The sequence below is a fragment of the Acidobacteriota bacterium genome, assembly GCA_022340665.1.
Lineage (GTDB): Bacteria > Acidobacteriota > Thermoanaerobaculia > Thermoanaerobaculales > Sulfomarinibacteraceae > Sulfomarinibacter.
Genome location: JAJDNM010000081.1, coordinates 1 through 24823, shown reverse-complemented (window position 1 = coordinate 24823; position 24823 = coordinate 1). Strand labels below are relative to the sequence as shown.

General features: G+C 61.5%; 26 protein-coding genes. 11 read left to right on the top strand and 15 right to left on the bottom strand.

What is annotated here, in order from left to right:
- The 4 genes from LJE93_10070 to LJE93_10055 all read right to left on the bottom strand — a co-directional run.
- Window positions 1-223 (bottom strand): NADP-dependent oxidoreductase (locus tag LJE93_10070; GenBank protein ID MCG6949245.1); only part of this gene is annotated, 223 nt, incomplete at its 3' end.
- A 287-nt stretch (window positions 224-510) separates the two neighbouring features.
- Window positions 511-918 (bottom strand): DUF2177 family protein, encoded by a 408-nt coding sequence (locus tag LJE93_10065; protein MCG6949244.1) that lies wholly within the window; start codon window positions 916-918, stop codon window positions 511-513.
- Between the two features lie 18 nt (window positions 919-936).
- Window positions 937-1422: a tryptophan-rich sensory protein gene (locus tag LJE93_10060; GenBank protein ID MCG6949243.1), complete on the bottom strand. Its 486-nt coding sequence runs from the start codon at window positions 1420-1422 to the stop codon at window positions 937-939.
- Between the two features lie 127 nt (window positions 1423-1549).
- Window positions 1550-2503 (bottom strand): glutathione S-transferase family protein, encoded by a 954-nt coding sequence (locus tag LJE93_10055; GenBank protein ID MCG6949242.1) that lies wholly within the window; start codon window positions 2501-2503, stop codon window positions 1550-1552.
- Between the two features lie 129 nt (window positions 2504-2632).
- Here LJE93_10055 and LJE93_10050 point away from each other — a divergent pair, with 129 nt between their 5' ends.
- The gene (locus tag LJE93_10050) at window positions 2633-3064 is read left to right on the top strand and encodes a hypothetical protein (protein MCG6949241.1); all 432 of its coding nucleotides are present in this window, start codon (window positions 2633-2635) and stop codon (window positions 3062-3064) included.
- A gap of 135 nt (window positions 3065-3199) precedes the next feature.
- Complete coding sequence (locus LJE93_10045) at window positions 3200-3781, top strand: hypothetical protein (protein MCG6949240.1); 582 nt, start codon at window positions 3200-3202, stop codon at window positions 3779-3781.
- A 62-nt stretch (window positions 3782-3843) separates the two neighbouring features.
- On the opposite strand, the gene LJE93_10040 is transcribed toward LJE93_10045, so the two are convergent.
- The gene (locus LJE93_10040) at window positions 3844-4113 is read right to left on the bottom strand and encodes a UBP-type zinc finger domain-containing protein (GenBank protein ID MCG6949239.1); all 270 of its coding nucleotides are present in this window, start codon (window positions 4111-4113) and stop codon (window positions 3844-3846) included.
- Between the two features lie 223 nt (window positions 4114-4336).
- Between LJE93_10040 and LJE93_10035 the strand changes: the two genes are divergently transcribed.
- The 3 genes from LJE93_10035 (at window position 4337) to LJE93_10025 (ending at window position 7328) form a co-directional block, all read left to right on the top strand.
- Window positions 4337-5395, top strand: a complete 1059-nt coding sequence (locus LJE93_10035) for an NAD(P)-dependent alcohol dehydrogenase (GenBank protein MCG6949238.1) — start codon at window positions 4337-4339, stop codon at window positions 5393-5395.
- A 200-nt stretch (window positions 5396-5595) separates the two neighbouring features.
- Window positions 5596-5952 (top strand): PadR family transcriptional regulator, encoded by a 357-nt coding sequence (locus tag LJE93_10030; GenBank protein MCG6949237.1) that lies wholly within the window; start codon window positions 5596-5598, stop codon window positions 5950-5952.
- A 2-nt stretch (window positions 5953-5954) separates the two neighbouring features.
- Window positions 5955-7328, top strand: coding sequence for a permease prefix domain 1-containing protein (locus tag LJE93_10025; GenBank protein MCG6949236.1), 1374 nt, complete (start codon window positions 5955-5957; stop codon window positions 7326-7328).
- Window positions 7329-7469: 141 nt separating this feature from the next.
- Here the strand turns inward: LJE93_10025 and LJE93_10020 are convergent, their stop codons facing one another.
- Window positions 7470-7967: a DUF2938 domain-containing protein gene (locus tag LJE93_10020; GenBank protein ID MCG6949235.1), complete on the bottom strand. Its 498-nt coding sequence runs from the start codon at window positions 7965-7967 to the stop codon at window positions 7470-7472.
- A gap of 10 nt (window positions 7968-7977) precedes the next feature.
- Window positions 7978-8175 (bottom strand): hypothetical protein, encoded by a 198-nt coding sequence (locus LJE93_10015; GenBank protein ID MCG6949234.1) that lies wholly within the window; start codon window positions 8173-8175, stop codon window positions 7978-7980.
- Between the two features lie 307 nt (window positions 8176-8482).
- Here LJE93_10015 and LJE93_10010 point away from each other — a divergent pair, with 307 nt between their 5' ends.
- A complete protein-coding gene (locus LJE93_10010) occupies window positions 8483-9586 on the top strand; it encodes a hypothetical protein (GenBank protein MCG6949233.1) in 1104 nt (367 codons plus the stop codon).
- 518 nt (window positions 9587-10104) lie between these two features.
- Window positions 10105-11046 carry a hypothetical protein gene (locus tag LJE93_10005; protein MCG6949232.1) on the top strand — a complete coding sequence of 314 codons (942 nt, stop codon included), beginning with the start codon at window positions 10105-10107 and terminating at the stop codon, window positions 11044-11046.
- A 96-nt stretch (window positions 11047-11142) separates the two neighbouring features.
- Here LJE93_10005 and LJE93_10000 read toward each other — a convergent pair whose 3' ends face one another.
- Both LJE93_10000 and LJE93_09995 read right to left on the bottom strand, forming a co-directional pair.
- Entirely contained in the window at window positions 11143-11619 is a 477-nt protein-coding gene (locus LJE93_10000; GenBank protein MCG6949231.1) for a hypothetical protein, read from the bottom strand.
- 11 nt (window positions 11620-11630) lie between these two features.
- Window positions 11631-13733, bottom strand: a complete 2103-nt coding sequence (locus LJE93_09995) for a cytochrome c family protein (GenBank protein MCG6949230.1) — start codon at window positions 13731-13733, stop codon at window positions 11631-11633.
- A 277-nt stretch (window positions 13734-14010) separates the two neighbouring features.
- On the opposite strand from LJE93_09995, the gene LJE93_09990 reads away from it, so the two are divergent.
- Complete coding sequence (locus LJE93_09990) at window positions 14011-15459, top strand: TIGR00366 family protein (protein MCG6949229.1); 1449 nt, start codon at window positions 14011-14013, stop codon at window positions 15457-15459.
- Window positions 15460-15520: 61 nt separating this feature from the next.
- Here the strand turns inward: LJE93_09990 and LJE93_09985 are convergent, their stop codons facing one another.
- Window positions 15521-16342, bottom strand: coding sequence for an alpha/beta fold hydrolase (locus LJE93_09985; GenBank protein ID MCG6949228.1), 822 nt, complete (start codon window positions 16340-16342; stop codon window positions 15521-15523).
- 295 nt (window positions 16343-16637) lie between these two features.
- Between LJE93_09985 and LJE93_09980 the strand changes: the two genes are divergently transcribed.
- Window positions 16638-18032, top strand: coding sequence for a hypothetical protein (locus tag LJE93_09980; GenBank protein MCG6949227.1), 1395 nt, complete (start codon window positions 16638-16640; stop codon window positions 18030-18032).
- Window positions 18033-18089: 57 nt separating this feature from the next.
- On the opposite strand, the gene LJE93_09975 is transcribed toward LJE93_09980, so the two are convergent.
- Entirely contained in the window at window positions 18090-18437 is a 348-nt protein-coding gene (locus LJE93_09975) for a hypothetical protein (protein ID MCG6949226.1), read from the bottom strand.
- A gap of 324 nt (window positions 18438-18761) precedes the next feature.
- On the opposite strand from LJE93_09975, the gene LJE93_09970 reads away from it, so the two are divergent.
- On the top strand, window positions 18762-19568 hold the full coding sequence (locus LJE93_09970) for a DUF4920 domain-containing protein (protein MCG6949225.1): 807 nt from the start codon (window positions 18762-18764) through the stop codon (window positions 19566-19568).
- Between the two features lie 27 nt (window positions 19569-19595).
- Here the strand turns inward: LJE93_09970 and LJE93_09965 are convergent, their stop codons facing one another.
- Window positions 19596-20987, bottom strand: coding sequence for a M23 family metallopeptidase (locus LJE93_09965; protein MCG6949224.1), 1392 nt, complete (start codon window positions 20985-20987; stop codon window positions 19596-19598).
- Window positions 20988-21232: 245 nt separating this feature from the next.
- On the opposite strand from LJE93_09965, the gene LJE93_09960 reads away from it, so the two are divergent.
- Complete coding sequence (locus tag LJE93_09960) at window positions 21233-22555, top strand: S41 family peptidase (GenBank protein MCG6949223.1); 1323 nt, start codon at window positions 21233-21235, stop codon at window positions 22553-22555.
- Window positions 22556-22592: 37 nt separating this feature from the next.
- On the opposite strand, the gene LJE93_09955 is transcribed toward LJE93_09960, so the two are convergent.
- The 3 genes from LJE93_09955 to LJE93_09945 form a co-directional block, all read right to left on the bottom strand.
- A complete protein-coding gene (locus LJE93_09955; protein ID MCG6949222.1) occupies window positions 22593-23528 on the bottom strand; it encodes a DUF362 domain-containing protein in 936 nt (311 codons plus the stop codon).
- Complete coding sequence (locus LJE93_09950) at window positions 23525-24361, bottom strand: hypothetical protein (protein ID MCG6949221.1); 837 nt, start codon at window positions 24359-24361, stop codon at window positions 23525-23527. Before LJE93_09950 ends, LJE93_09955 begins: the two co-directional genes overlap by 4 nt.
- Window positions 24362-24391: 30 nt before the next feature.
- On the bottom strand, window positions 24392-24823 hold a 432-nt coding region (locus tag LJE93_09945; protein MCG6949220.1), incomplete at its 5' end, for a hypothetical protein.

Here is a 24823-nt window from a genome sequence, read left to right as displayed (position 1 = left end):
GCCCGCGCATGACGTCGCCCACTCCGACAGGTTCGACGTAGGACGGTCCCTCGCTAACCCATCCCCGATTCGCAGGGTCGAGGGACAGATAGATGTTGCGGACCAGTACCTCGCCATCCGAAAGCGCGCGTACCGGCTCCTCCACCCACTGAAAGTCTGATTCCTCGATACGGCCCTTGGGCCTGGCTGCAAGCCGCCACTGACGGTTCATGCGTTGACTCATGGTGTTCCTCTCTCGCTCTGCGATTCGGACGTGGCTGGTGCCCGGTTTGCCTTTGGCACCTTTGAAAATACAGATGCCGAAGGATACCAAACGGGTGTCACGTCCACATATACCCGTTCATTGAAGCGCGGTGCCGGCCCCACGCCATGAAAAAAAATGCCGAACCGCTTGTTGCTCGAAAACGAAGTGAAGAAGCATTCTGGCCGCTGACTCGATCAGAGCTCGCATCGGTATCGTGTCAACTCTGACGAATCAGTGAATCTCGATGACGCGTCCCGGTTCTCAGTTCAGGTCAGGTACTTGGATGTCAGGAAGGTGATCGCACTGACGCTCGCACACAACACCGTTCCCCAAGCCAGGTCCACCAGCACCACCTTCAAGGGAAAGCCATCCAGAGTTGCGAGGTTCGTGAGGTCGTACGCGGCATAGGTGACCAGACCGAGGAGCCCTCCGAGGATGATCGCGTGGGTCAGGCTCTGACGCTCGACGGCCGGCAAAACGCACAGTACCACGATGCCGAGAACGAACACCAGATAGAACGCGAGCGCGGCGGCCCAGTTGACTGTGGGTCGCAGGAGGTGACCCATCTGCTCCTGGTAGAAGGACCGAGCCACGACCCCGAGCCAGACGAGATCGATGACCAGGAATACGACGACGGCCACCGAATAGAGCTTGAGGAAACCGCCAACTGTCATGTCCTGATCCCCTTCCCCTCAACCGGCCACCGATCGATTGAGCCACCATAGTGACGCGTTGAGTATCGATGCAAAGCTCACCCAGGCCCAGTACGGCAGCAGGAGAGCACCGGCAAACGGGACCACGCGCCAGAACAGCCAGATCGTCACACCGATGGCAATCCACAGCACGAAGATCTCGGCCAGCGCCCAACCGGGTTGCTGAAATCTGAAGAACAGAATGGACCAGAGCCCGTTGAGGGCGAGCTGGACAACGAAAGCCGCCAACGCCACCTTGACCCCACTCGCGTCGATGCCTTGCCGCCAGACGAGGAATGCGGCCACACCCATCATGATATAGAGCACGGTCCAAACCGGCCCGAAGACCCACGCCGGTGGGTTGAACGACGGTTTAACCAGAGTCGGGTACCAGGTCGACACGCCTCGGGCGGTGGCGAGTCCGGAAAGGCCGCCGATCACGATCGGCGCCGCGACTGCGATGATGAGCTTCACAGCATTGTTCATAATGGACTCCCGGTCGATGATACCCGGGTCGCGTGTCGCGCCAACTCAACCCGAGGTTCCGTCTTTCGAATCCTTGAATGATGGCCGACAATCACCGCCTTCATCACGAAACCCGGTAGTACATGGACTATTTCCGTCCGTGCGGCTGGTCAAAATCGATGACCGGACCTGCCGGCACCACTCCAGTAGGGTTGATGGATCCGTGAGAGCGGTAGTAGTGGTTCTTGATGTGGTCGAAATGAACCGTATCCGACACACCCGGAATCTGATAGAGGTCTCGTGTCCATCCCCACAGGTTCGGATAGTCCACCAGCCGCCGCAGGTTGCACTTGAAGTGCCCGACGTAGACCGCATCGAAGCGCACCATGGTTGTGAAGAGTCGCCAATCGGCCTCGGTGACACGCTCGCCAAGCAAGTAACGGCTCCCTGAAAGACGATTCTCGATCTGATCTAAAGCGTCGAACAATGGAATCAGCGCTTCCTCGTAAGCTTCCTGGGTGGTGGCGAACCCGGCTCGGTAGACACCATTGTTGATGTGCTGGTAGATGAAGCTGTTGAGCTCGTCAATCTTGTCCTCCAGGTCAGGCGGGCAAAATTGCGGACCCGTGGCGCCGACGCTGTCGAACTCACGGTCGAAGAACCGGATGATCTCTGACGACTCGTTGTTGACGATCGTCTCGGTCTTGAGATCCCACAGCACCGGAACCGTAACCCGCCCGGTGTAGTCCGGTCGGGCCCGCGAGTACACCTGATGCAGAAAAGACGCACCGAAAACTGGATCCGGAACCACACCTTTCCAGTCCTCGAAAGTCCATCCGTTTTCCAACATGAGCGGATTGACTACCGACACCGAGATGTGCGGTTCGAGGCCCTTGAGGGTGCGGTAGATCAGGGTACGGTGCGCCCACGGACAGGCGTAGCTCACATACAGGTGGTAGCGCCCCGTCTCCGGCAGAAAAGTAGTCGACCCGTCGGCCGCTACCCTGTCTCGAAAGGCAGATTCCGAGCGAACAAACCGGCCATCGGTCGACGCCGTGTCGTACCACCGGTCCTGCCATGCACCTTCCACAAGTAGTCCCATCGAAACCTCCTGCGTGGGTGAGCGTACGACGTGACGCGGTTATTCCATCGTCTCGTCCGGTCTCTACGGTGAACTTCCAGCCAAAATGATGCGCAAGCGCTTGCCCATTTCACGTAGGGTGGCCGGGACGTGTCGATCCGGTACGGCTCCGACATGGACGGCGACCTGAACGACCAGGTTTTCGCGGGACTCGAGCGAGACGTCGTCCAGACCTTTCCTTCCCTCGAAGGGATCGCGTTCACCGACCGCTGGGGCGGGCCGGTCTCGGTCACCCTGGATATGGCGCCCGCCCTCGGGCTGCTCGGTGACGAGCGCGTGATTTACAGCCTCGGCTGCATGGGCCACGGGGTCAGCATGACCCACCTCAACGGTGCGACCGTCGCCGACCTCGTCCTGGAGCGCAAGACCGACCTCACCGACGTGTTCTTCGTCAACCGGCGGACGCTGCCGTGGCCACCCGAACCGATCCGCGCCCTGACGGCACGCGCGATCAGAGGTTACATGCGGTGGGAGGACCGCCGCTTCGACCCGACTCGACCGTCCGTTCATCGGCTGGATTGATGGCTCCCGCAATTCGCGTTGCCGCATCTTCGCCTCCTGTCGGAAACCCACCTGTGGCGGACGAAACAATACAAAGTGTTGTTGAAGTCTGGCGCAAACGGAGGCCTCATGTATCATCCAGAAGGAAGGCGGCGGATGAAAAAACAGGTTGCTCTGATGATGGCCGGCGTCCTCTGCCTCGCACTCCTGGCGTGTGGCCGGCAGAGGCCGCAGGAGCGTCCGGTCGTCGTGTCTCCAGCCTCTGAGAGCGGGCGCCTTCAATGGCGTGACGCGCATGGCCCACTTCGTGGCGAGGTGCCCTGGGTACTCCGAACCGACGTCCTGGGCCCGGAAACCTTTCTGGTCGTCGAGACCGCCAGCGGCGACGTGTGTGCGCGGGAGGTCCGGTTTCAGGTGCGCGCGGCTGGCGTGACCGAGTACGCGGTCACCCTGGTCAGCGATCTCCGCGGCCGTGTTTCGTGGCGTGTCATCTATGGCAACGACAATCGCATGAAGCTCTTTACCTGCGCTCCTCGGCCAGCCGACGATCCGCGCCAGGAGTGCCTGAACGGCGGCATCCCGAAACCGCTGTTCAGCGAGCTGGTCGGCGGCATCTCGGCAGAGCTCGTGGGAGGCACCCTCGAGGAAGATGTCCTCGCCGTGCGGTTCGAGCGCGGGTTTCCGTGCGATTCCACCGCTCTCGATTCGGATGCCGAGGGCCTTCGGCCCGAACACTAGAGTTCGGGTTTCGCTCTACGTCAACTCGGATTGGGCGACGAGAATGACCGCACACCAATCGGTCAGTCAAGCTGCGTGACGACGTCGTGGATGTAACAGTAGCCCCACGCCTCGCCCGGCTCGGCGCTACGGATCAAGGGGTGGTCGTGCTCCGCATGGTGCTTACGGGCATGTTGGTTGGGTGACGAGTCGCAGCAACCGATGTGGCCGCAGTGGAGGCACATCCTGAGATGAACCCATCCGTCGCCCGTTTTCAGGCATTCCTCACAGCCGGGAACCTCGTCGGGTACCGGCAGGATCTCGAACCCTTCAAAGTGCTCACAACGTGGCATGGCCTCTCCCCTCTCCTCTCTCTTCATCGCACGACACCGATCGATCTGAAATCACCATACCCCGCACATCGACTCCCCGCCATCACGGGCGCCACCTTCTCTTTGATTCAATGCCTTCATGAAGCCGCCCTGGGACCCCACAACAGGAATTTATTCGAAACGATGTGGCTTGAAATATTCCAGGGACATCGAACCTGAAAATCAGAATAACCGGGAGACAACCATGCACGAAGCAAAAGCCTACTCTGCGGCCGCTGCCGACAAGCCGCTCGCCCCCGATACGATCCAGCGCCGCGACACCACCGAGCGCGATGTGAGGATCGAGATTCTCTTCTGCGGCATATGCCACTCCGATCTCCATACGGTACGCGACGAGTGGAGCAGCATCATGCCCACCACTTACCCCTGCGTCCCGGGCCACGAAATCGTCGGCCGAGTGGTCGAGGTCGGAGCAAAGGTCACCGACTTCGAGCCGGGCGACGTGGTGGGCGTCGGCTGCCTGGTCGATTCGGACCACAGCTGCGATGCCTGCAAGCACGACGTCGAGCAGTTCTGTCCCGACGCCACATTCACCTACAACTGGCCGGACAAGCACCTCGGCGGCGTGACCTACGGCGGTTACTCCGAGAGCATCGTCGTCGATGAGAGCTTCGTCCTGCGCATCCCGGCCAACCTCGATCCGGCCGGCGCCGCGCCGCTTCTCTGTGCCGGGATCACCACCTACTCGCCGATACGGCGGTGGGGTGACATCAAGGGCAAGAAGGTGGGCGTGGTCGGCCTCGGCGGCCTTGGTCACATGGGGGTGAAGTTCGCGCGGGCCTTCGGAGCACACGTCGTGGTCTTCACGACCTCACCGGGCAAGCTGGAGGACGCACTGCGTCTGGGCGCACACGAGGTCATCATCTCCACCAACGCCGAGGAGATGCAGGAGCATGCGGGCACGTTCGACTTCATCCTCGACACCATCTCCGCCGATCACGACATCAACGCCTATATCAACATGCTCGGCCTCGACGGCAACATCACCCTGGTCGGAGCGCCGGAGACACCGATGCCCGTCTCCGCCTTTGCCCTGCTCTTCGGTCGAAAGAGCGTCGCGGGCTCGCTCATCGGCGGCATCGCCGAGACCCAGGAAATGCTCGATTTCTGCGGTGAACACGGGATCACCGCCGAGGTCGAGGTCATCCCGATCCAGAAGGTCAATGAGGCCTACGAGCGCATGCTCAAGTCGGATGTGAAGTACCGCTTTTCCATCGACATGGCGTCGCTCAAAACGTGGTGACCTGAGCGGCATGAGGATTCCCGTCTTCGCATCGACGCCTCCATAAATCTGTCTTTCCCGGCACGGACGAGAATACGAGGCGTGACTGGATAGACCTCGCTTCGCCAATTGACACTCTTATTTGCAATACATAGCAGCGCAATGTATATTACATCTATGTATTGGAGACGTTGTCAGCCTGGTAACCGGATGAGCCGACGATGAACATCAGCAAGGACCTCGTCGCCGCCTCGGCCGCACCCCTGGTGCTGGCCATTCTCAGCGAGGCGGAGAGCTACGGCTACGCCATCCGGAAACGGGTCGGCGAGCTCTCGGGAGGCGAGCTCGAGTGGACGGACGGAATGCTGTACCCGGTCCTCCACCGGCTCGAACGCAACGGTTACGTCACGGCGAGGTGGGGTACCTCGGGGGCGGGTCGCCGGCGCAAGTACTACCGCCTGACCGAGCTGGGAACGGAGGAGCTCGAAAGCCAGCAACGGCAGTGGCGCCTCGTCGACTCGGCGTTGCGGAGCGTCTGGTTCAAGCGGATGAACCTGGCCCGGCAGGAGGGATTCTGAGGATGAGGAAGACGACCGATCTACTGGAGCAACGCATCACCGAGTGGCGCACCTTTCTGCAACGGCGGCAAGCGATTCATGCCGCCGACGTCGACGAGCTCGAGGATCACCTCCGTGACCAGATCGGCGCCCTCAGCGAGGCTGGTCTGTCCGAGGATGAGGCGTTTCTCGTTGCGGTGAAACGCATGGGCGATCTCGACTCGTTGTCGCAGGAGTTCGCACGGGAGTACTCCGAGCGGCTCTGGAAGCAGCTCGTCGTTTCGCCGGACTCCGGCGACAACCAGTCCGGGAACGCCAAAGAGGCGATTGTCGCAATCGGGTTGGCGATTGCCGCGGCGCTGGCGATCAAGCTTCCCGAGCTTTTCGGCATCAGCATCACCGGGGACCGAGCCGATGACCAGTTCTTCTACCTGCGCAACTTCAGCCTCTTCGTACTTCCATTTCTGGCAGGGTACTTCGCATGGCGTCGTGCGCTCGATCGGCAGAGTCGCGTGTGGCTGGCCGTCCCCTTTGTAGCCTCTGCCGTCATCGTCAACGTCATGCCATTCGAGACCGGGGGCAGTACCGAGGTGCTCGCGGCTCTCCACCTGCCGATCGCCCTGTGGCTGGCGGTCGGTTACGCCTACACCGGCGGCCGCTGGCGGGACCACAACCGGCGGATGGATTTCATTCGCTTCTCCGGCGAGTGGTTCATCTACTACGCCCTGATCGCGTTCGGCGGCGGCGTCCTGATGGGATTCACCATCATGATCTTCCAGGCCATCGGCCTCGATGCCGAGCTCCTCGTCCAGACGTGGGTGCTTCCGTGTGGCGCCGTGGGGGCTGTCCTCATCGCCGCCTGGCTGGTGGAGGCCAAACAGAGTGTCATCGAAAACATGGCGCCGGTTCTCACCCGTCTGTTCACGCCACTCTTCACGTTCGTGCTCATCGTCTTCCTGCTGACCATGTTCTGGACCGGCAGCGGCATCAATGTCGAGCGCGAGGTGCTCATCGGCTTCGACCTGCTGCTCGTACTCGTGCTGGGCCTGCTCCTGTACGCGATTTCCGCACGGGACCCGCAGGCGCCTCCCGGGTTTTTCGACGGGCTGCAGCTCGTGCTGGTCGTGTGCGCCATTCTGGTCGACGGGCTGGCGCTCTGGGCGATCGCCGTGCGGATTTCGGAGTTCGGTTTCAGTCCCAACAAGGTGGCCGCTCTCGGCGAGAACCTGGTGTTGCTGGTGAATCTCGGCTGGTCAGCCGTGCTCTACGCTCGCTTCCTGGCAAACCGAAGCTCGTTTGGGTCGCTCGAACGCTGGCAAACAACGTATTTGCCGGTGTACGCAGTCTGGGCCTGGATCGTGGTTGCGCTCTTTCCGATTCTCTTCGGCTTCGTGTAGAGCACTCGCACAGACGTGGGTGCCGCAGCGATCGATGCCTGGCGGGGAATCACGGGTGGTCGTTCCGCATCGTTGCGTCGTGTCTTCGCGTCACGCACGGCGAGTCGCGCCTTGCGGCAGAAGCTTCATGAATTGTCCGGGCTAGCCAAGTCCGAGCAGATTCGCGCTCCACCAGAGCCCGAAGCCGTAGAAGAGGTGGTTCAGCACGCTGGTTGTGAACAGCCTCAACTCAGCAGGGCCCTTGCGACCGAACCAACCGAACCCCATCGCGGGGAACAGCAAGAACCAGGGGAAGGCACAGGTGGCGAGTCCGTAACCGAGCGCGTTGACAATCCCACCCGGTGAGGTGTCCAGCCACCGCGCGCCGAAGACATAGAGGACGGCGAGCACGATTCCGATGAGGTAATGCCCGATCAGGGCGGCCCGTTTCTCGCCGGCCTGCTCCGGAGCGGTCGAGATGTTCGGGTGAACGAACCGTCCCTGAAAGAGGCCGAGATACCAGCGGCCGACCCAGATCCCCCTCGCGCCGACGATGAGACCGAGCCGTCGAGCGATGATTGCCAACACGTCCATTGTCGCCGTAGCGGCCACGCCCACGCCTCCGGCCATGACCATCACGACAACTGTGTCATGCGACATAGCGGCTCCCTTACGAGCTTGTGTCGCGCCCGTCCTCGATCTCCTCGAATGTGATGGTGTACGCACCGTCCCACAGGCTGCCGACGGATGAGGCGACAACCTTCCAGCAGGTGCCGACCCGGAGTCGAGGTTCCAACTCGGCTTCGACCCTCACTTCGACCCTGGTCCCGGGTGTTGCGGCCTCTGCTCCACGATGATTCTCCGGCATGAAATCCTCCTTGCTCGCGTCTGCTCCACCCAATTCTGCAACATCCCGAAATGTGGCACCCTACCATCGCACATGCTAGCTGGCATGCCGAGGAGGATACCTCAGGCTCCAGACGAGGTTGAAGGTCTCAGGGTTGGATGGCCCGGGCCCGCGATCTGGATTCCGCGCCTACGCACATGGTCCTGCCCTGCTATTGTTGGCTCTATTGACCATGGATATACTGCGGACCGCCTTGGCGGTGGCCTGCAGAACCGACGACAGAAGACGGGAGATTCTGGAGCTCGAGCCAGGCGCCGGGAGGGACGAAATGATCGGCAGAAAAAACAGTCGGAGATTCTCCTTCGGATGGTCGATGAGCCTCGCGGCAACGATGAACCTCGCGCTGATCTCAGGCTGCTCGTCGGTAGGCCCGCCTGCCCTGGACCGCGATCGGCTCGACTACAGCAACGCTATCACCAGCTCGTGGCAACGCCAGATGCTGCTCAACATCGTCAAGCTCCGTTACGGCGACACACCCTTCTTCCTCGAGGTCTCCTCGGTCATCAACCAGTACACCGTAGAAGCATCGGGAGGAATCGGTGTGACTCCCGGGGGGAGACAGGACGACAACTCGATCGGTGTCGGCGGGAGCTACACCGACCGGCCAACCGTGACCTATGCGCCACTCGCCGGTGAGGCTTTTTCCCAGAGGCTGTTGACGCCGGTGTCCCCGGTCTCGCTGTTCGCCCTCGTGCAGGCCGGATGGCCGGTCGATTTCATCTTTCGCATCTGTGTACGCAAGATTAACGGTGTCGCCAACACGTCCAGCGGGTTTCTCCCGACCGATGAGGATCCCGAATTCGAAAAGCTGATAGCGGCCTTGCTGAAGTTGCAGCAATCGGGTCAAATGAGCCTCAAGTTCGTGGACGGCGGGCGCGTCCAGGCTGCCGATGAGGACTCGGCAGTTGTGCTGATCATCGGCGAGCCGAGCGCCGAGCTCGAGTCCGAGCTTGAGTACATCAGCCACACTCTCGGGCTCTCTCGACCGTTCGGTTCGTTCACGATCACCTACGGCGGGGCCGCATCGGAGCCGAACGAGATCGCGGTGCTGAGCCGCTCGGCGCTGGAGATCCTGATGGAGCTGAGCTACACCATAGACATCCCGGAAGAGGACATCGCGTCCGGCCGCGCCAAAGTGAGCCGCTACCATGACGGTTCCTCGAGCTCAACGCCCCCGATCACCATCGTCGCGAGCAAAAGTCGGCCGGAATCAGCCCTCGTCGCGGTCGAGTACCGGGGAACCTGGTACTCCATCGACGATCGGGACATCATGTCGAAGTACACCCTCACCTTCATGCTGATTCTGTTGAATCTTTCCGAATCCGGTGCGAGTGGCATGGGTCCCGTGATGACCCTTGGCGCCGGTGGCTAAGGCGCATATTTCCGCCGCAGGCGAAAGTCGTAGCTCTGCGGGACGGTCATCAGAGTCCGCGGCTATGATCTGACTCTCGGCAGTCGACCAGGTCGCTGCGTCATGACCGACGCTTTTCGAGCTGCTCCCATGACCTTTTTACACTCCACTTGACTCCAAGACGCGCAAGTGTCTGCCAACCGGCGAGATCGGCAATCGTCCAAGTCGCGATGAGCCGGTGCAGGACGAGCTCTTCAGTCGATCATTCATCAGCCTGTGGTCAGACTACAACGAGAGCCTCGTGGATTCCGTGCCGCCGCCATAACTCATGCCAACCGCACAAGATCGCGGTACGTGAAACCAGGTGAAACACCTCCCCGGCCCGGCCCGTAGTACGAAGAAGATGACGCCCGGATTTTCAGGCCAACATGTGTCGTGGCCACCGCCATGGGTTGCGCGCACCCCAAAGGTGATTTGTCACCGATCGGTGCGAAATCCTCCCCTCGCAAAGCGGCACGAGGCCCCTGGAAGGAGAGTCAATGATGACAGGAAAGGACCTCGGAGTGCTCGTGGCAAAGATCGTCGTGCTGACCATTCTGCTGATGATAATCAGCGGAATCGGATCGGGCTTCCTGCCGGCGGGAGGCGCAGAAGGTGAAGAGCAGATTCCGGTTGCTGCAGTCGAGGGCGCTCCGGCTCCTCCGTCGGCGTCCTTCATGGCGATCGTGCTCGGGGTGATGCTCCTGCAGGTGATCGCTCTCGCCTATCCCATCATGCGCTCGACATGGAACGGGTGGAAGCTCACCCTTGCCGTGTTTGTGCTCTTCTTCGGAACAGTCACCTTCATGGGTCAGATCGAATCTCTCGTCTACCTCGGCAGCAAGATGCCGAACGGGATGCTCTCGGGCATTGTTGGGATGGGTCTCTTCACCGCCGCGGTGTTTTCCCCTATAGCAGTCCTGGTCCTCGGCCGGTGGAAGGCCGGGCCCTTGACCTCGGCGGCACCAGGCCATCGCGAACCGACCTCGACGAAGGAATGGGGCTGGAAGACCGCCGTCGCCGGCCTCGTCTTCCTTTCGCTCTACTATCTCTTCGGCTACTTCGTCGCTTGGAGGAACCCGTTGGTGCGTGAGTATTATGGCGGCACGGACCCGGGCAGCTTCTTCGCTCAAATCGGCTCGATTATTGGAAGCACGCCCTGGATGCTGCCACTCCAGTACGTCCGCGGTCTTCTGTGGGTAGCCCTTGCGGTGCTGGTCATTCGGATGATGAAGGGATCCTGGCGGCAGGTGGCACTGGCCGTGTCGATACTGTTCACCGTGCCGTCGTTCTACCTCCTGTTCCCGAATCCTTTGATGCCCGACGCTGTTCGCATGGCTCATCTGGTCGAGACCGCGCCCTATCAATTCCTGTTCGGGTGGTTCGTGGTGTTGCTGTTCTGCAATCCGGGGGCGGAGAGGCTCAACGAACAGATCGCATGAAATTTCTCTGAGAGCCGTGATCCGCATCGTTTCTTTGCCGAGGGGAAGTCGTTGAACGGGTACGACGTGGAATCGGGGGGGATACCTTCCCGGACCTCACTCCTCCGCCGCCCGGTCGAACACCCAGAGGTTGTGGTGTTGCTGCTTCGGCATGTGAAACCACTCCGCAGCCACAAAGGTCTTTCCATTGTCGGTCAGCCGGTAGTGAACGACGTTGGTTCCCTGCTCACCCCGATCCGATATTTCCATATCCAGGACAAGCTCCTCCCGCAACCAGGTCATGCGCGTCCACGACTCCCAGTCGCCTTGCTTCCAGTAATGTTCTTCGCCGTCGGTCGCGAACTCGAATGACAGGGTGTCCGATCTCTCACCCCAGGTGTGCGTGCGGGTGACTTTGAATTTCGGATCCTGGTGCTCGATCACGAATACCGACTTCGTCGGAGCCGTCATCTCCAACCTGCTTTTCCCCGGGTTGAATATCCATGTCCCAGAGAAATCGGGCTTCGCTCCGTCTTCCGCCCCGAGGGCGGCAGCCAACAACAGTCCCAGCGCCGTTACAGCCAGCTTTCTCACCTTGTGACTCCTCACTCTTGGCCGATGCGGTTGCCAGATAGGTTGGGTATCAAGCCATGAGAGCATCCTCCCGTTGCGTCGCTCCAGGAACATGTATCAACGCTCTCGAATCCGTCGCTGAATATCTCGGCGCCGACTACAGGAAGCGTCACCGTGGCCATCTCGAACGGTGAAGACATGCCCGTGTTGAGCCAGGCGTCGAGCATGTTCATGCCCTCGTTGCCGAGAAAGGGACTAGCGCCATCATTGGCGAGCCACAGGAACTGGATGTACTCCCAGCTCGTCTGTTGATAGAGCAGCCTGACGACCACTTGGGTAGCCCCAGGCGGAATCACAAAACGGCTTTCGTCCCAGTGTTCGTACGCCTCGCCTGACGACGGATTGCCGTACTGACTGGTGGGAACCGGCAACGCGTTTCGAGTCTCTGCTTCGTCGCGACTGAAACCGAATGGCGGGATCCGGTTGTCGCTGGCGATGATGTTGTTCAGCACGAAGTGAAAGCTGTGCAACGCGGTACCGGGCGTTGCGTCCGCCAGGTCACCCAGGGTGTGGGTGGACAGGCCCGTTAGACGGTCGTAATCGAGGGCGAGGTTGCGGTCGTAGCCAAGATCGACCAGTTGTTGCGCCCATTCCTGGTCGAGACCCGGTTGAACCTCGTACACGACGGTGGAATCGGGATTGATGATCGTCTCGACCTGATGGGACACTCCGTCGAGATCGTCAACGCTTCGGCCGATCGAGCCGTAGGCGCCGTGTTCCTCCACCACCGACTGGCCGTCATCGGTCCACACCAAATTGAGCCACATTCTCCGGCCCTCGGGATACCCGCTGATGAGCTTGTGTCCAGTCAGGTTGGTAACCCGGACGACGACCCCGTCGCCGTCCTGTGTCGCGGTGAGCAACGCCGCACTGAGGAGATGACCGGCGGCCCTGACTTTGGCCGCCTGCATGGCGTCGATCTGGTCCTGGGTGAGGTCATCTCCGAGACGAAGGGTGTTCCTGGTCATCTGATAGGCAACGACGTCGGGCATCCAGTAACCGCCGCCGGTCTGATCGTGACGGGGCAGGTCTTCACGAACCGGTTTGTTATTTTTGTTGCATCCGACTCCCACCGATGCGGCCATGTGGCAGGTCTGGCAGGTGAAGGTTCGTTGTGACCCGTCGACATAGTCGGCGTCACCGCGGGCATCGAAGGCGCGATGATAGGCGATGTCGAGGGATCCTCCTGTGGTCTGGAGCTCCGTCGGCAAGCCTGCAAATTCGTTGACCAGCCAACTGTCGAGTGCGCTCGCCTTCCATTCCGAGAAGGTGCGCTCGACGATTCCGTACGCGAACGGTGAGTTGAGAAACTGGACCTTGGCCGGCAACGGGCTCGCCAAATCCCCGCTCGAACCTGCGGCCGGAGTAACCTGTGCGCCATTGTTGTGCGCCAGATCGCCGACCGCAGGGTTGCTGACGTCGTGGCAGGTGCCGCAGAACTCGCCCTCACGGTGGAAGCCGGACTGGAGGGCGGGGTGGTTGGCGTCCGGGTCCGAGTACGGTCCGAGGCGAACCCCGGTGCCGTTGATGACGTACTGACCGGACCCGTAATAGCCTTCACCGGTTCCGGAGTCGTACGCCAGGTAGGGGCTGTTCTGTACCTCGACGGTGTTGGGCACGCTGAGTTCCTCATCAGGATCGACCAGCAAATGGCAGAACTCGCACTCGACGCCGCGCGCTTCATTGTTGGTGTAGAGGCTCCCGTCGGTCGGCTCGGAGAGGCCACCCAACCACCCCCCCGGCCCGTGACAACGAAGGCAGAGATCGCCGGCCCCGCCTCGTTCGACCGGATCGGCGTTCGGCAGGAAATCCTGCTCGGCAATCGCGACGGTAGCCCAGAACAGGCCGTCGCGCATGGCGTGGGCCATCATGCCGCCCTGCCATCCGAATGACGGCTCGAAGTCCGGGTTCACGGTTCCGGCGTGGCACGAATCGCAGTTGCTGGCGAAGTTATTGACCTCTGTGGGCTGTGTGCCCGGCTGCTCGATGGCCGGCGGCACTGTTGTCGCCGCCAGGGCCACAGCCGACACCGCGATAAGAAAAATCAGCCAAAGATGTCTGTAATCCAAGATCATGCACGCCCCAAAGCCTCTCATCCGGTCAACCAGATTGGAGATTCCTGGTCATTCTCATCATAGCCCCCCCGAAAATCGACTTCCATGATAGGTACACCGTGCGTGCCACCCCCCACATGTGCTCGATTCCTGGTGCACTCGTAGGTTGCCACCGCCGCTGCCGCTTCCCGGCGGGTGATCGTCGTGCGTACCGGCTCTGGAGGATCGTCGGCAGTGGTAAGGTGACCGGCGCGAGGAGAGGGAGATCGCCTTTCCTCACCTTTTGTCGGAGGCCGCTGTGAACGAGGATTCGAGGGAGCAGGACACCTCTACCGAGAAAGAAGTCCCCAAGAAGAAAAGCCGGCTCGTCATGCCCGACACGTACATCATCGTCGCCTTCATCGTGATGGTGATGGCGGCGCTGACCTGGGTGATCCCACCGGGAACCTACGATTACCACGAGGTGGACGTCAACGGCAGGATGCGGAACATCGCCATCGACGGCACCTTCCACTATTTGGACGAGTCGGAGGCCAATCCGACGGGCTTCCTCGCCTATTTCAAATCGCTCTACACCGGCTGCGTGGACGCCGCGGACATCATCTTCGTCATCTTCACCTGTGCCGGCACCTTCGGCATTCTCGTCAAGACAGGGGCCTTCCACGCAGGCATCGGCACCGTGCTTCGGAAGATGGGCCGAAAGGACGTTCTCCTGGTCCCGATCCTGATGTCGGTCTTCGCCCTCGGCAGCTCGATGTTCGGGATGCTGAGCGAGTTCTACGGCTTCATTCCGTTGATGGTTGGGCTCGGTGTCGCGATGGGTTACGACGCCATGTACGGCTTCGCGATCATCGCCCTGGGCGAGTACGTGGGTTTCATGGGAGCCACCCTGAATCCCTACACCGTGACCGTCGCCCAGTCGATCGCCGGGGTTCCGCTCTACTCGGGCACCGGGTTTCGGGTGTTCGCACTGGCCAGCTTCATTGCGGCGTCTTCGGCGTACGTCATTCTCTACGGAAAGAGAATTCAACGAACCCCGGAGCTTTCCGTCGTCCACGGACAGAAGTCCATTCACGCTCTCGACAAGCAGGAGCTCGAGAAGTACAGGTTGGACACGAGAGCGGTGTTGATCATCCTCACAGTCCTGGCGACCCTCGGGTTCCTGATGTACGGGATGATGAACCTGGGATGGGGTTACGGAGAGCTTGCCGGCCTATTCCTCCTGATGTCCATGATCGCCGCCGGCATCGCCGGCTGGACGCCCAACCGTTGGGTCGATGAGTTCTTCGTCGGTGTCAAGTCGATCGCGTGGGGCGCGATTCTCACCGGTGTCGCCAAGGCCATCGTCGTCGTCATGGAGGACGCCCACATCAAGGACACGATCATCTTCGCGCTGTCCAACAGTCTCAAGGGACTGCCCGCCGTCATGTCAGCCCAGACCATGCTTGTGGCTCAGACCATCCTGAACTTCTTCATTCCCTCGGGAAGTGGGCAGGCGGCGGCCACGATGCCGATCATGGCGCCTCTGGCCGACATGCTCGGGGTCAGCCGACAGGTCGCCTGCCTGGCATTCCAATTCGGTGACGGGCTTTCCAACCTGGTCTGGCCGACCTGCGGCTGTGTGATCATCTGCGCCCTCGGCGGAATCCCTCTGCAGAAATGGTGGAAGTGGTTTTTGCCCCTGGCCGGGATCCTGTTCGTGATGCAGATGGCGTTGATCGCCCTGGCGATGGCGTTGGGTTTGTAGCGTCCATCCGGAGTGGCCTGCCCGGTTGTGGATCCGCCTGTTAGGCGACGAACACAGCGACCTACTCGAGAAATTCGAGCGCGATGTCGGCGAACCGTTGAGCGTTCTCGCCATCAATAGGCACGTGGCCGCCGTTGGGGACCACCCACAGCGCGGCGTTGGGGATCGCATGATAGATGTCCCACGCCATGGACGCCGGGAAACAGTAGTCTCGATCCCCGTGAACCACCAGGGTCGGCGCGGTGATCGTGGCCAGCAGTGGCGGCTCGAAGGTCATGTCGTTGTAGCTGCTGGACAGGGAGGCGACCCACGAGTAGAGAGCGCGAATCTGGTCATCTCCGTGCTTGTGCCTGGCCCGGAGCCGCTCCCAGGCGGCATCCGACAACCCGTCCGTGGTGGCGGACGCCAGCGTCGCACGGCACTCTTCCGGGATGTAGGTGCCGGCCCCGATGACGATCAGCTTTCCGATCCGATTCGGCTGCCGGGTCGCCATGCGGAGGAGGGTCATCGCGCCCAAGCTGGCGCCCACCGCGTCGACCTGATCGATCCCCAGCTGATCGAGGAGCCCGAAGACGTCATCCGCGAACTGGTCGGTCGTCCACACGCCGTCCGGGTTGGTGGACCCTCCGTGTCCGCGAAGGTCCGGAACTATCAACCGGTGGTGTTCGGAAAACCGTCCGACGAAGGGATCCCACATGCGCGATGACTGCGTGCCCGAGTGCAGGAGGAGCAACGGTTCACCATCGGCTACGACCTCGTAGTACATCTCCATCCCGTCAAGCTTCGCCGTGTGTCCCACTCCCGGACCCTGAGCTCCCGCCGTCGCCGCCGCGAGCAGCAACAAGCAGGTCGAAATCGACCAAAGTACGTCTCTCATATTCATTGTCCCCCCTTTGAGATGTCTCAGAATACGTCACAGCCCGCACCTAGTTGCATCGCATCATCTCCGCCCCATGAATTGGCGTGCCGTGGCGCCACGATCGGCTGCAATCATTCGGAGATACGGAAAATTCGGCATCATGAAACAACGGCTCGAGACCTTCGTACTAGAAAATTAGTAGAATTATTTCGACACCTCCGGAGGTGCATGCATGCGCCGAGATTCACGCGACACCCAAACCGCCTCTTGGAAGATTGCGTCCGATCATACAGAGAGGATATCGGCCAGCGGAGCACGATTGACCTCCCCCGCCCTCCTGGCGGTTCTCTTCCTCGCTTGGGTTTTTCCTTCCGCGGCGATGGCGGAGACGAAGGTCGTCGATCCGTTCGCCGTGGTTGCGGCCTTCGACCGTGCCGCCGACCTCGACCTGTGGCCCGGTTTCGACGCCACCACCTTCCCGATTGCCATCTACGACGGCGAGCGAACCCTGCTCCTGCGCCACCCGAGCCCGCCGGAGGAGTTTCAGCCGCTGCCGGAACACGAGGACGTCTGGGTGTCTGCGGGCAGACATCCCGCCATGCGCTGGAACTCGAACGCCGACATCGGCGGAATCCGCACCGCGACCCTCCTGCTGACCATCGAGCCCGGGCGAGCCGCCGAGTACGAGGCTCACATCCTTTTTCACGAGGTGTTCCATCTCCATTCCAAACCGCTCCATCCCAGCTGGCGTCCGAACGAGATGTGGCGTTACAGCTATCCGATGGACGATCTCGAAAATTACCGCCAGCTGCTCTTCGAGGAGGAGGCGCTGGCGCGCGCCATGCAGGCCGAATCGGACTCGGCAGCGGCCTCGTGGGCGGCGGCGGCGCTCGCGATCCGCAGCAATCGCCAGGCGAAACTGAGCGAGGAGCACCGCACCTACGAGACCGCGCTCGAACTACAGGAGGGGACTGCGGTCTACATGGGGAGATCGACGATCGGCACCGCCAACGAAACCGTACGCCTCCTGGAGGACCGAGGGCCGAAAGGCATCCGCTGGAGGTGTTACGAGACCGGCGCAGCGATCTCGGTGATTCTCGACCGGCTCGCTCCATCGTGGAAACAGGAGCTCGATGCCGAGCCGGAGACCACATTTGCCGAGCTCCTCGGCTCGGCCCTGACTCCCCTGAATCCACCTGTAGCCACCTTTTCCGACGAGGAACGCACCGAGATCGCCGATCGCGCTAACGCCGCCATCGCCGGACTTTCGGCCAAAAGAGCCGAGCTCTACGAGGATTTCAACTCGCGCGGCACACGAATCGTCATCCGCCTGGCCGACGAGAATGAGCGGTTGAGCTTCGAACGCTTCGATCCCATGGCGGTCGAGGTGCTCGACCGGGGAGAAGCTCTGCAGTCGCACCTCTTGACCACCTCGCACCCGCGCGGTCAACTACGATTCGAAAATCCCCACTTCGTGCGCCGGTCGCTGGATGGCCTCATCGCCCTGACCAGCCCTGCAGGTGAGCATCCATTCCTCGACGGCTACCGGCAGATCGCCATCTCGGGGTTTTCGGGAAAGCCGGTGATCGAGCGTGGGGAAACAGCCGTGACAATCGAGGCCGACGGGCTGTCCCTTTCCTTCGACGGAGCCACGATGGAATCAACCGACGAGGTGGTCATCATCACCGTTCTTCCAGGGGAAACCGGCGAGTAACGCAATTACTAAACCTGGAGGTGGACGTTCGGATGGTCGGAAACCCGGTTCCTGCTCCTAAAGATCGAGGATATTGAACTCGTTCCGCAGGACCACTTCCTCGGTTCGCGGAAAGAAGAAGATCTTGAACTCCGCCTCGTAGCGAATCTCCACCGAAACCCGCTTGGCGTTCGTGTCTTCCACGATATCCACCTCATAGCTCCCGGGACTGAGGCCGGCCTTGCGGCAAATCTGGTGGACCCTCTCCTCGAACTTCGCACGGCCCATGGTCGAGTAGTCCAGAGAAATCCTGGCGAGATCGGCATCGAGCCCCTGCCTTTGAACCACGAATTGCACGTACGGCACGAGGACCAGGAAAATCACCGCCAGAAAAACGATCAAAGTCAGCAGGTTCTTTGAGCTCATTTGACCCTCTTCGGCGCCACTCTCGCGAACCGTCAAAATCATCTCACAGATGGCGCCCTCTGCGAATTCAAAAAACGCGCCACCCGCGAGAGGGCGGTGCTGGAATGGCAGCAAGACTCGTCCAAAACCTCTTCGCAGACAGCAGCCGGTCGGGCAATGAGCAACCGTCCAGACGATATCAAGGGTCCGCCCTACGACCACTCCGTCGTGTGTAGCGCCCAAAAGTGTCGAAATGAGGGAATGGTCACGATTCGTCTCTTTCTTTTCGTGAACACGCGCTACGATGTCGGGGATGCGAGGGCGCGATGCAGGGGGGACAGCAGGATGAGCAGCTTCCAGAGAATCCTGGTCACGGTGGCGCTGGTGTTGACTGCAACGGTGTCGACAGCCGAAGACAACTGGCTGCACCTCGGCGAACCCTTGAAGATCGACGAGGCGACGCCGATCGGCGAGATCCTCGAGAACCCCGCGGCTTTCCACGACCGGGAGGTGCGGATCGAGGGACGGGTCGCGTCGGTCTGCAACGAGGAGGGCTGCTTCATCGAGGTGGTACCGACTGGCGGCGGCGAAGGGATCGTGGTCAACTTTCCCGGGCTCGTGCACACGTTTCCTCTCGACTGCGCGGGGCTCGAGGCGGTCGTGGAGGGGCGTTTCTACCAGAAGATCTACCCGCACGCGAGGGTCGAACACTGGCAGCATCACTCCTTCCGTCCCGGGGTCCAGGTGCCGTTTTTCTCGCTCGCGTTTCGAATGGACGCCCGCGGCGTGCGTCTCGGAGGTTCGAGATCGAAGCCTCCCCCTCCGGCTCCGATCAGGATTGGCTCCGGCAACCGGGTTGATCTCGGAATGATGGGTTTCGAGGCAGAGGCGTTTGGAATCGACCGGCGCAGCGTCGCCCCGGGAGAGGTCGTCCCGCGCCCGAGCACGGGCGGGAACCGGTGGATGGTCCTGTGCCACAAAGGCAAGGTCGCGGTCAATCGGGCGGACGGGTGGAATATCCCCTTACACGCCGGAGAGATGTCTTTCGTCCCGGCAGGGGTCCTATTCGAGGTGAGGAACACGGGCGTCGTCGATGCGTCAATCGACCTGATCTACGCGAAGAAGATCGAGCCGTCATCGCTTCCCCACTGATTCCGGATCCGGGCGCGTCGCTCCCGGCTACTGAATCGGCACATCGAGCTTGGTCGCCAGGTTGTCCCTGATCCACTTGGCGTCCAGCCACTCCATCGGATCCACCGATTGGCCGTGAACGAATATTTCCAGGTGGAGGTGGTCACCGCCGGCCATGCCGGTCGCGCCGCTCGTCCCGATACGGTCACCCTTGGCGACCGCATCGCCGGCGGTCACGTCGATCGTCGACATGTGACCGCACAGCGAGAGCAATCCGTATCCGTGGTCGATGATCACCGCGTTCCCGTAGAGGCTCATCCAGCCGGCGAAAACTACCCGGCCGGAGTTTGGCGCAGGCACCGGGGCGCGGGCAGTGGAGGCCAGGTCGAGGCCGAGGTGCGTCTGCCGGTCCACCTCGCGGTCCTCGTATATGTAGGTTCTGGTCTCCGCGAAGTTGGCCCTGCGGGCCGAATTCGGCATCTGCAGGAAGGCGCCGGACCACAGAAAGGCCGACTCGCTGGCCCGGCTGAGATCCGCAACCCGACCCAGCTCCGTTCGGCGCAGATCGCCGTTGATGCGGAGGAACTGATCGAGCAGCGAGCCGCTGACGTCAAACCCCTGGGTCTGGCCGGCGATCGCAGGCACCACCCTCTTGAAGAATGTATCGTTCAGCCGGATGGTGTCCGTGCGAGCCTGCGTCGCCTTGAAGATATCGAGGAAAGGCTGTTCCGTGCGGTTGCCGGCGTCGTCTTCAGCGAAGACACGGATCTCGGAATCATCGGCCACGTTCCATGGAAGAGAGTACAGGGCGAATCGGTCGTTGGAGCCGCCGTTCGGCAGCGCAGACCCGGGGGATTCTACCTGTCCGGCCCGGACACCCGATCGTACGACGTGCTCGCCGACACGGTAGACGATGGCACCACTCCCGCCCTGGCGGCCGTAGTGCTGGGTGGATACCACCTCGAGCCTCGGCGGCCGAGTTCGAACCGGAAGCGTGCGTTCGTTGATCGCCGGCGCCGGCCGCCTGAGAGGTCCCGACGACCGCTCGGCGGTGGCTCTGAGAACAACCTCTCCCTCTGCAAGCCAATCGAAAGTGTCGGTTCCCACCGTCGCCTCGAGCAAAGCCTGCTCGGTTCCTTCCTCGCCGATGAACGGGATTCCAGATCCTGGATCGAAGACTTCCTCGGCAAGGATTTCGGTGCGATCTCCCTGGATCAGCTCGAGCCGCACGGTGCCGAGGCCGACCTCGGGCTCGCTGAACAGCGCGGTCACCTTCTGCGGCCTGCCCACCGCCGGCCGTTCATTCACCAGGTCGACCTGTGGGGCCGGCCCGACTCGCAACAGGTACCAAGCTCCGAACGCGAGACCGAGCGCCAGCAGCAGCACCAAGACGAACCTCGTCTTGCCAGACCTTTCGGATCGCGTCGAGCCCAATTTCATCCCTTTGCTTCCTCTGACCATCTTCTGACCTCGATTCTCAGCCGGAGAGAATAACGTATCTCGATCAGGGCCCGATTATCTCATTGGTGTCTCTGATCACAGATTCGAGCCAATTGCGACAGTTTGTCGAACAAACAGAATCCCTGTTTCGGAGAAAACGAAACCCGTGGTTCGACGTATTTCGATACGGTGCAACCCCGATACACGGGCCGCCGTCCGAAGTTTCGACGGAAGGGACTCATACCATGAAGAAATTCGCTGGTGTCGCAATTCTGTTGCTTCTGGTTCCTTTTTCCCTGTTCGGTCAGGAAGAGCCGGAGGTAGCGCTCGACAGCGTTGAGAAAAGGGCCGTGATTGATGCCGTGTGTGCGCATCTGGAACGCGAGTACATCTTTCCCGACGTCACCGGGCGGTACGTCCGCCTGCTCCGACAAAACCTCGAATCCGGTACATACGACACCATTGAAGACCCTTCCGAGTTCGCCCGGGCGGTCACTGGCGACCTCGAATCGATTCACAGGGACCGGCATCTCTCGGTTCGATTCGACCCCGACTGGGTCCGCGGAGAGCGGGGACGCGAGGAGCTCGACCAGGAGGCGATCGAGCGTAGGGAGTGGCGAAACCGTACCCGCAACTACGGATTCCGCGAGATCGAGATCCTCGACGGCAACATCGGCTATCTACGACTTGACTCGTTCAGCTACGACGAAGACGCATACGCCGTCGCCATCGGGGCGATGAGCGTCCTCGCCAACGCCGACGCACTCATTATCGATCTCAGGGCCAACGGGGGTGGCTCCCCGGAGATGGTCCAGTTTCTTTGCAGTTACCTGCTCGAGAATCCGCGCAAACACCTCAACTCGTTCACCTATCGTGACGAGGCAAAGCTCACTCAATACTGGACGTACACGTACCTCCCCGGACAGAGGCTGGTAGAGGCTGACGTCTGGGTGCTCACCAGCGAAAACACGTTCTCGGCCGCCGAGGAGTTTGCCTACAACCTCAAGCACCTAGATCGGGCGGTCATCGTCGGCGAAACCACCGGCGGCGGCGCCCACGACAACAAGTTCGTCATCCTCACCGACAGGTTCATGATGAGCCTGCCGTTCGCGCGCGCGGTCAACCCCATCACCCAGAAGAATTGGGAAGAGATCGGGGTGGAGCCCGATGTCAAAGTCGATCGGGACCTGGCCCTGGAGACGGCGTTGGCGATGGCCAGCGAGCATCTTGCGGAGATGGAAAACCCGCCACACATCAAGGCCTTCCACGAGTGGTACCACGAGACCTACGAAGCCACCCTCCACCCGGTGACGCTCGACGAGGTGACCTCGCGATCTTTCGTGGGAACCTACGGGCCCAGGAAGATCACGCTGGAAGACGGCTCTCTCATCTACCAGCGCGAAGAGCGACCAAAGATGAAGATGATCCCGATGTCCGACGATAGGTTCATGTTCGACGAGAGCAAGAATTTCAGAATCAGATTCATCAAAGAGAAGGATCGGGTAGTCGCCATCGAGGGCATGAATCCCGGCGGAGCGACTGACAGACACGAGAAGAATGATCCATAGCCGCTGAACCGGCCTCCACTCGTGCGGTTTTCGCGGCTCAGGCCACCTCGATCTCGCGAATCCTCACCTTGCCGACGTCGATCTCGCCGAGGCCGAGCTCGTGGGCGTTGACGATCATCGAGACCTCACTCCCCTCGAGCCCGAGCAGGGTCGCGCCGTAGGCGTCGAGGGCCACCCGGTCTTTCCCGGCGATGACCTTGTTGGGTTTGTCGACGTCCCCCGGACCGAACGGGCCCTTGCTGGTGAGGATCGTCATCGCGTCGGCGACGATCAGGTCTGGCTTCCGGACCACAGTGTTGAGGTCCGCGATGCACTGTTCCATGCGCGTGAGGTCCTCGCCCTCGAAGGTGGGATGGAAGAGGCGGTTATCGGTCGGATGCGAGGCGCCCATATAGTTTTTGAGCGAGCCGGTGAACCGCGAGCCGATGTGGTCCTTGATGATCGGCATGTTGATGAAGACGTCGCACTCATCGAGGACCTTGAACACGCGTATTTTTTCCAACGCGACGCCGTTCGGCACCTCGAAGGTGTCCCACAGACTCTCGTCGTTGCTGTCGACCTGAATGAACTTTGCGCCGCTCCCCTCGACCAGCCTGGCGATGTTGCTCCGTTCGAAGTACTTCCCGGACTGCCAGGTCAGCCAGCGGACCTCCTTGGCGCCGGCACCGAGGCACTGGTCGACGACCGTCTTGATCAGGACCGGATCGGTCGACGTCCCGGGGTGGGAGCCCTGGGCGTTGGGCAGGATGTTGACGATCTGCCCGGGTTTGACGAATGCGCCCATACCGCCGTGGCCCTCGATCACCGCGAGGGTGTTCTTGGCCACATCCGGCCCGTGCGCCACCACCAGATCGGGCGGCAGATTGTCCGCCTCGCCGAATCCCACGCCGGTAGCGAGAAGGGTGCCGGCAGCCGCACCGGTGGCGACGAACTCGCGCCGTGTAATCCCATGATCCTTATTCGTGTCGCTCATGGTTCCTCCCGTTGCACGCGAAGAGTTATGCCGTTCCCGAAGCGGCTCACGAGAATGCGGTGTCTTCCGGATTCGAGCACCGTGACGCCGCCACTCTCGCTGTCGACCACCGAACAGTCCGACTCGGCGCACGACTGCCTTGCAGCCTCGAGCGCCCGAGTCGCAGCCGCCTCGTCGTTGAATCGCAACAGCACGATCTGTTCGCCGGACGCATAGTCTGCCGCGGCGCCTTCGTCGTAGCCGACAAACAGCGATGCGGCCGGTCGCGCCACGTTGAGAAACGCGAGCCGACCGGTGAAATAGACCTCCGAGCCGGCCGTCCGGCCCTCCATCGGTAGCTGCCTGACGAGATCCGGCTCGACCCCGCCCGGCTGCAGGCACCCGGCGATGGCGGTGGCGATCTCCAGTACCGCATCATCGCGATCCTCGAACTCGGTATCGGCGGTGATCACCGCCAGGTCCGGCCCGCTCCACACGTGCAGGTAGTGGTCGGCGGAAGTCGCTCCGTCACCGAGCTCGACTGACTGTCCGCTTGCGGACCGGGCGAAGCTGTAGATGCCGTAGGCGTTACCGTCCATCGAATAGATCTCTGCCGTAACGGTGTCCTCGCCCCGAAGGTACCGCTGGACGGCGGCCCGCACGAACCCGTACTCATGGTAGACCTCCGCCCCTCCGTTGATGTAGATGAAGAGATCGTCCCCGGCGTAGATCTCGGGCTTGCCATCCGCACGCCACGACCCGACTGCCGTCGGCGGGCACCTGCTCTCGGGTTTGCCGCAGCCGATCGCCAAAAGGACGATGGCGGTCACGACCAAACAGATGCGGCAGTTCAATGCAAATTCCTGCGTGTCAGGTTATCCCGGTCACGGCACTTCGCTCGACCACTCGCCGGTTCCACCACCTTCGAAATCGTCCCAGAAAATCAGACCGGCGCCCTCGAAGCAGCCGAGGTCGACGATGGCGTTCTCGATCCGCGGCCGGCCGTCGAGGTCGAGCGTACCGAGACCGCCCGGCGGAGCGTTGTCGCCGGCGTCGAGCGCCGGTGAACCCGCGTCGAGGTGGTAGTTGAAGTGGGGCGCGCCGGGAGACACCCATAGTGGATCGGTGCCGATGAGGTTGTTGCCGGTCGCAACACCTGCATCCACGTACGCGTCGGTACCGTTGCCGTAGGAAATCGAGTTGTACAGCGATGCCGTACCGCCTCCGGAGGGCTGCACGACGATCCCCGTCAGCGTGTTGTCCGCGATCGTCAGGTTGACGAATCGTTGGGTCGACGTGTCCCGCGCGCGGGCATC

Coding starts and splice junctions, on each gene's coding strand:
- LJE93_10065 (MCG6949244.1), bottom strand. CDS start 918: ATGACAGTTGGCGGTTTCCTCAAGCTCTATTCGGTGGCCGTCGTCGTA.
- LJE93_10060 (MCG6949243.1), bottom strand. CDS start 1,422: ATGAACAATGCTGTGAAGCTCATCATCGCAGTCGCGGCGCCGATCGTG.
- LJE93_10055 (MCG6949242.1), bottom strand. CDS start 2,503: ATGGGACTACTTGTGGAAGGTGCATGGCAGGACCGGTGGTACGACACG.
- LJE93_10045 (MCG6949240.1), top strand. CDS start 3,200: ATGAAAAAACAGGTTGCTCTGATGATGGCCGGCGTCCTCTGCCTCGCA.
- LJE93_10040 (MCG6949239.1), bottom strand. CDS start 4,113: ATGCCACGTTGTGAGCACTTTGAAGGGTTCGAGATCCTGCCGGTACCC.
- LJE93_10035 (MCG6949238.1), top strand. CDS start 4,337: ATGCACGAAGCAAAAGCCTACTCTGCGGCCGCTGCCGACAAGCCGCTC.
- LJE93_10030 (MCG6949237.1), top strand. CDS start 5,596: ATGAACATCAGCAAGGACCTCGTCGCCGCCTCGGCCGCACCCCTGGTG.
- LJE93_10025 (MCG6949236.1), top strand. CDS start 5,955: ATGAGGAAGACGACCGATCTACTGGAGCAACGCATCACCGAGTGGCGC.
- LJE93_10020 (MCG6949235.1), bottom strand. CDS start 7,967: ATGTCGCATGACACAGTTGTCGTGATGGTCATGGCCGGAGGCGTGGGC.
- LJE93_10015 (MCG6949234.1), bottom strand. CDS start 8,175: ATGCCGGAGAATCATCGTGGAGCAGAGGCCGCAACACCCGGGACCAGG.
- LJE93_10010 (MCG6949233.1), top strand. CDS start 8,483: ATGATCGGCAGAAAAAACAGTCGGAGATTCTCCTTCGGATGGTCGATG.
- LJE93_10005 (MCG6949232.1), top strand. CDS start 10,105: ATGATGACAGGAAAGGACCTCGGAGTGCTCGTGGCAAAGATCGTCGTG.
- LJE93_09995 (MCG6949230.1), bottom strand. CDS start 13,733: ATGATCTTGGATTACAGACATCTTTGGCTGATTTTTCTTATCGCGGTG.
- LJE93_09985 (MCG6949228.1), bottom strand. CDS start 16,342: ATGAATATGAGAGACGTACTTTGGTCGATTTCGACCTGCTTGTTGCTG.
- LJE93_09975 (MCG6949226.1), bottom strand. CDS start 18,437: ATGAGCTCAAAGAACCTGCTGACTTTGATCGTTTTTCTGGCGGTGATT.
- LJE93_09970 (MCG6949225.1), top strand. CDS start 18,762: ATGAGCAGCTTCCAGAGAATCCTGGTCACGGTGGCGCTGGTGTTGACT.
- LJE93_09965 (MCG6949224.1), bottom strand. CDS start 20,987: ATGAAATTGGGCTCGACGCGATCCGAAAGGTCTGGCAAGACGAGGTTC.
- LJE93_09960 (MCG6949223.1), top strand. CDS start 21,233: ATGAAGAAATTCGCTGGTGTCGCAATTCTGTTGCTTCTGGTTCCTTTT.
- LJE93_09955 (MCG6949222.1), bottom strand. CDS start 23,528: ATGAGCGACACGAATAAGGATCATGGGATTACACGGCGCGAGTTCGTC.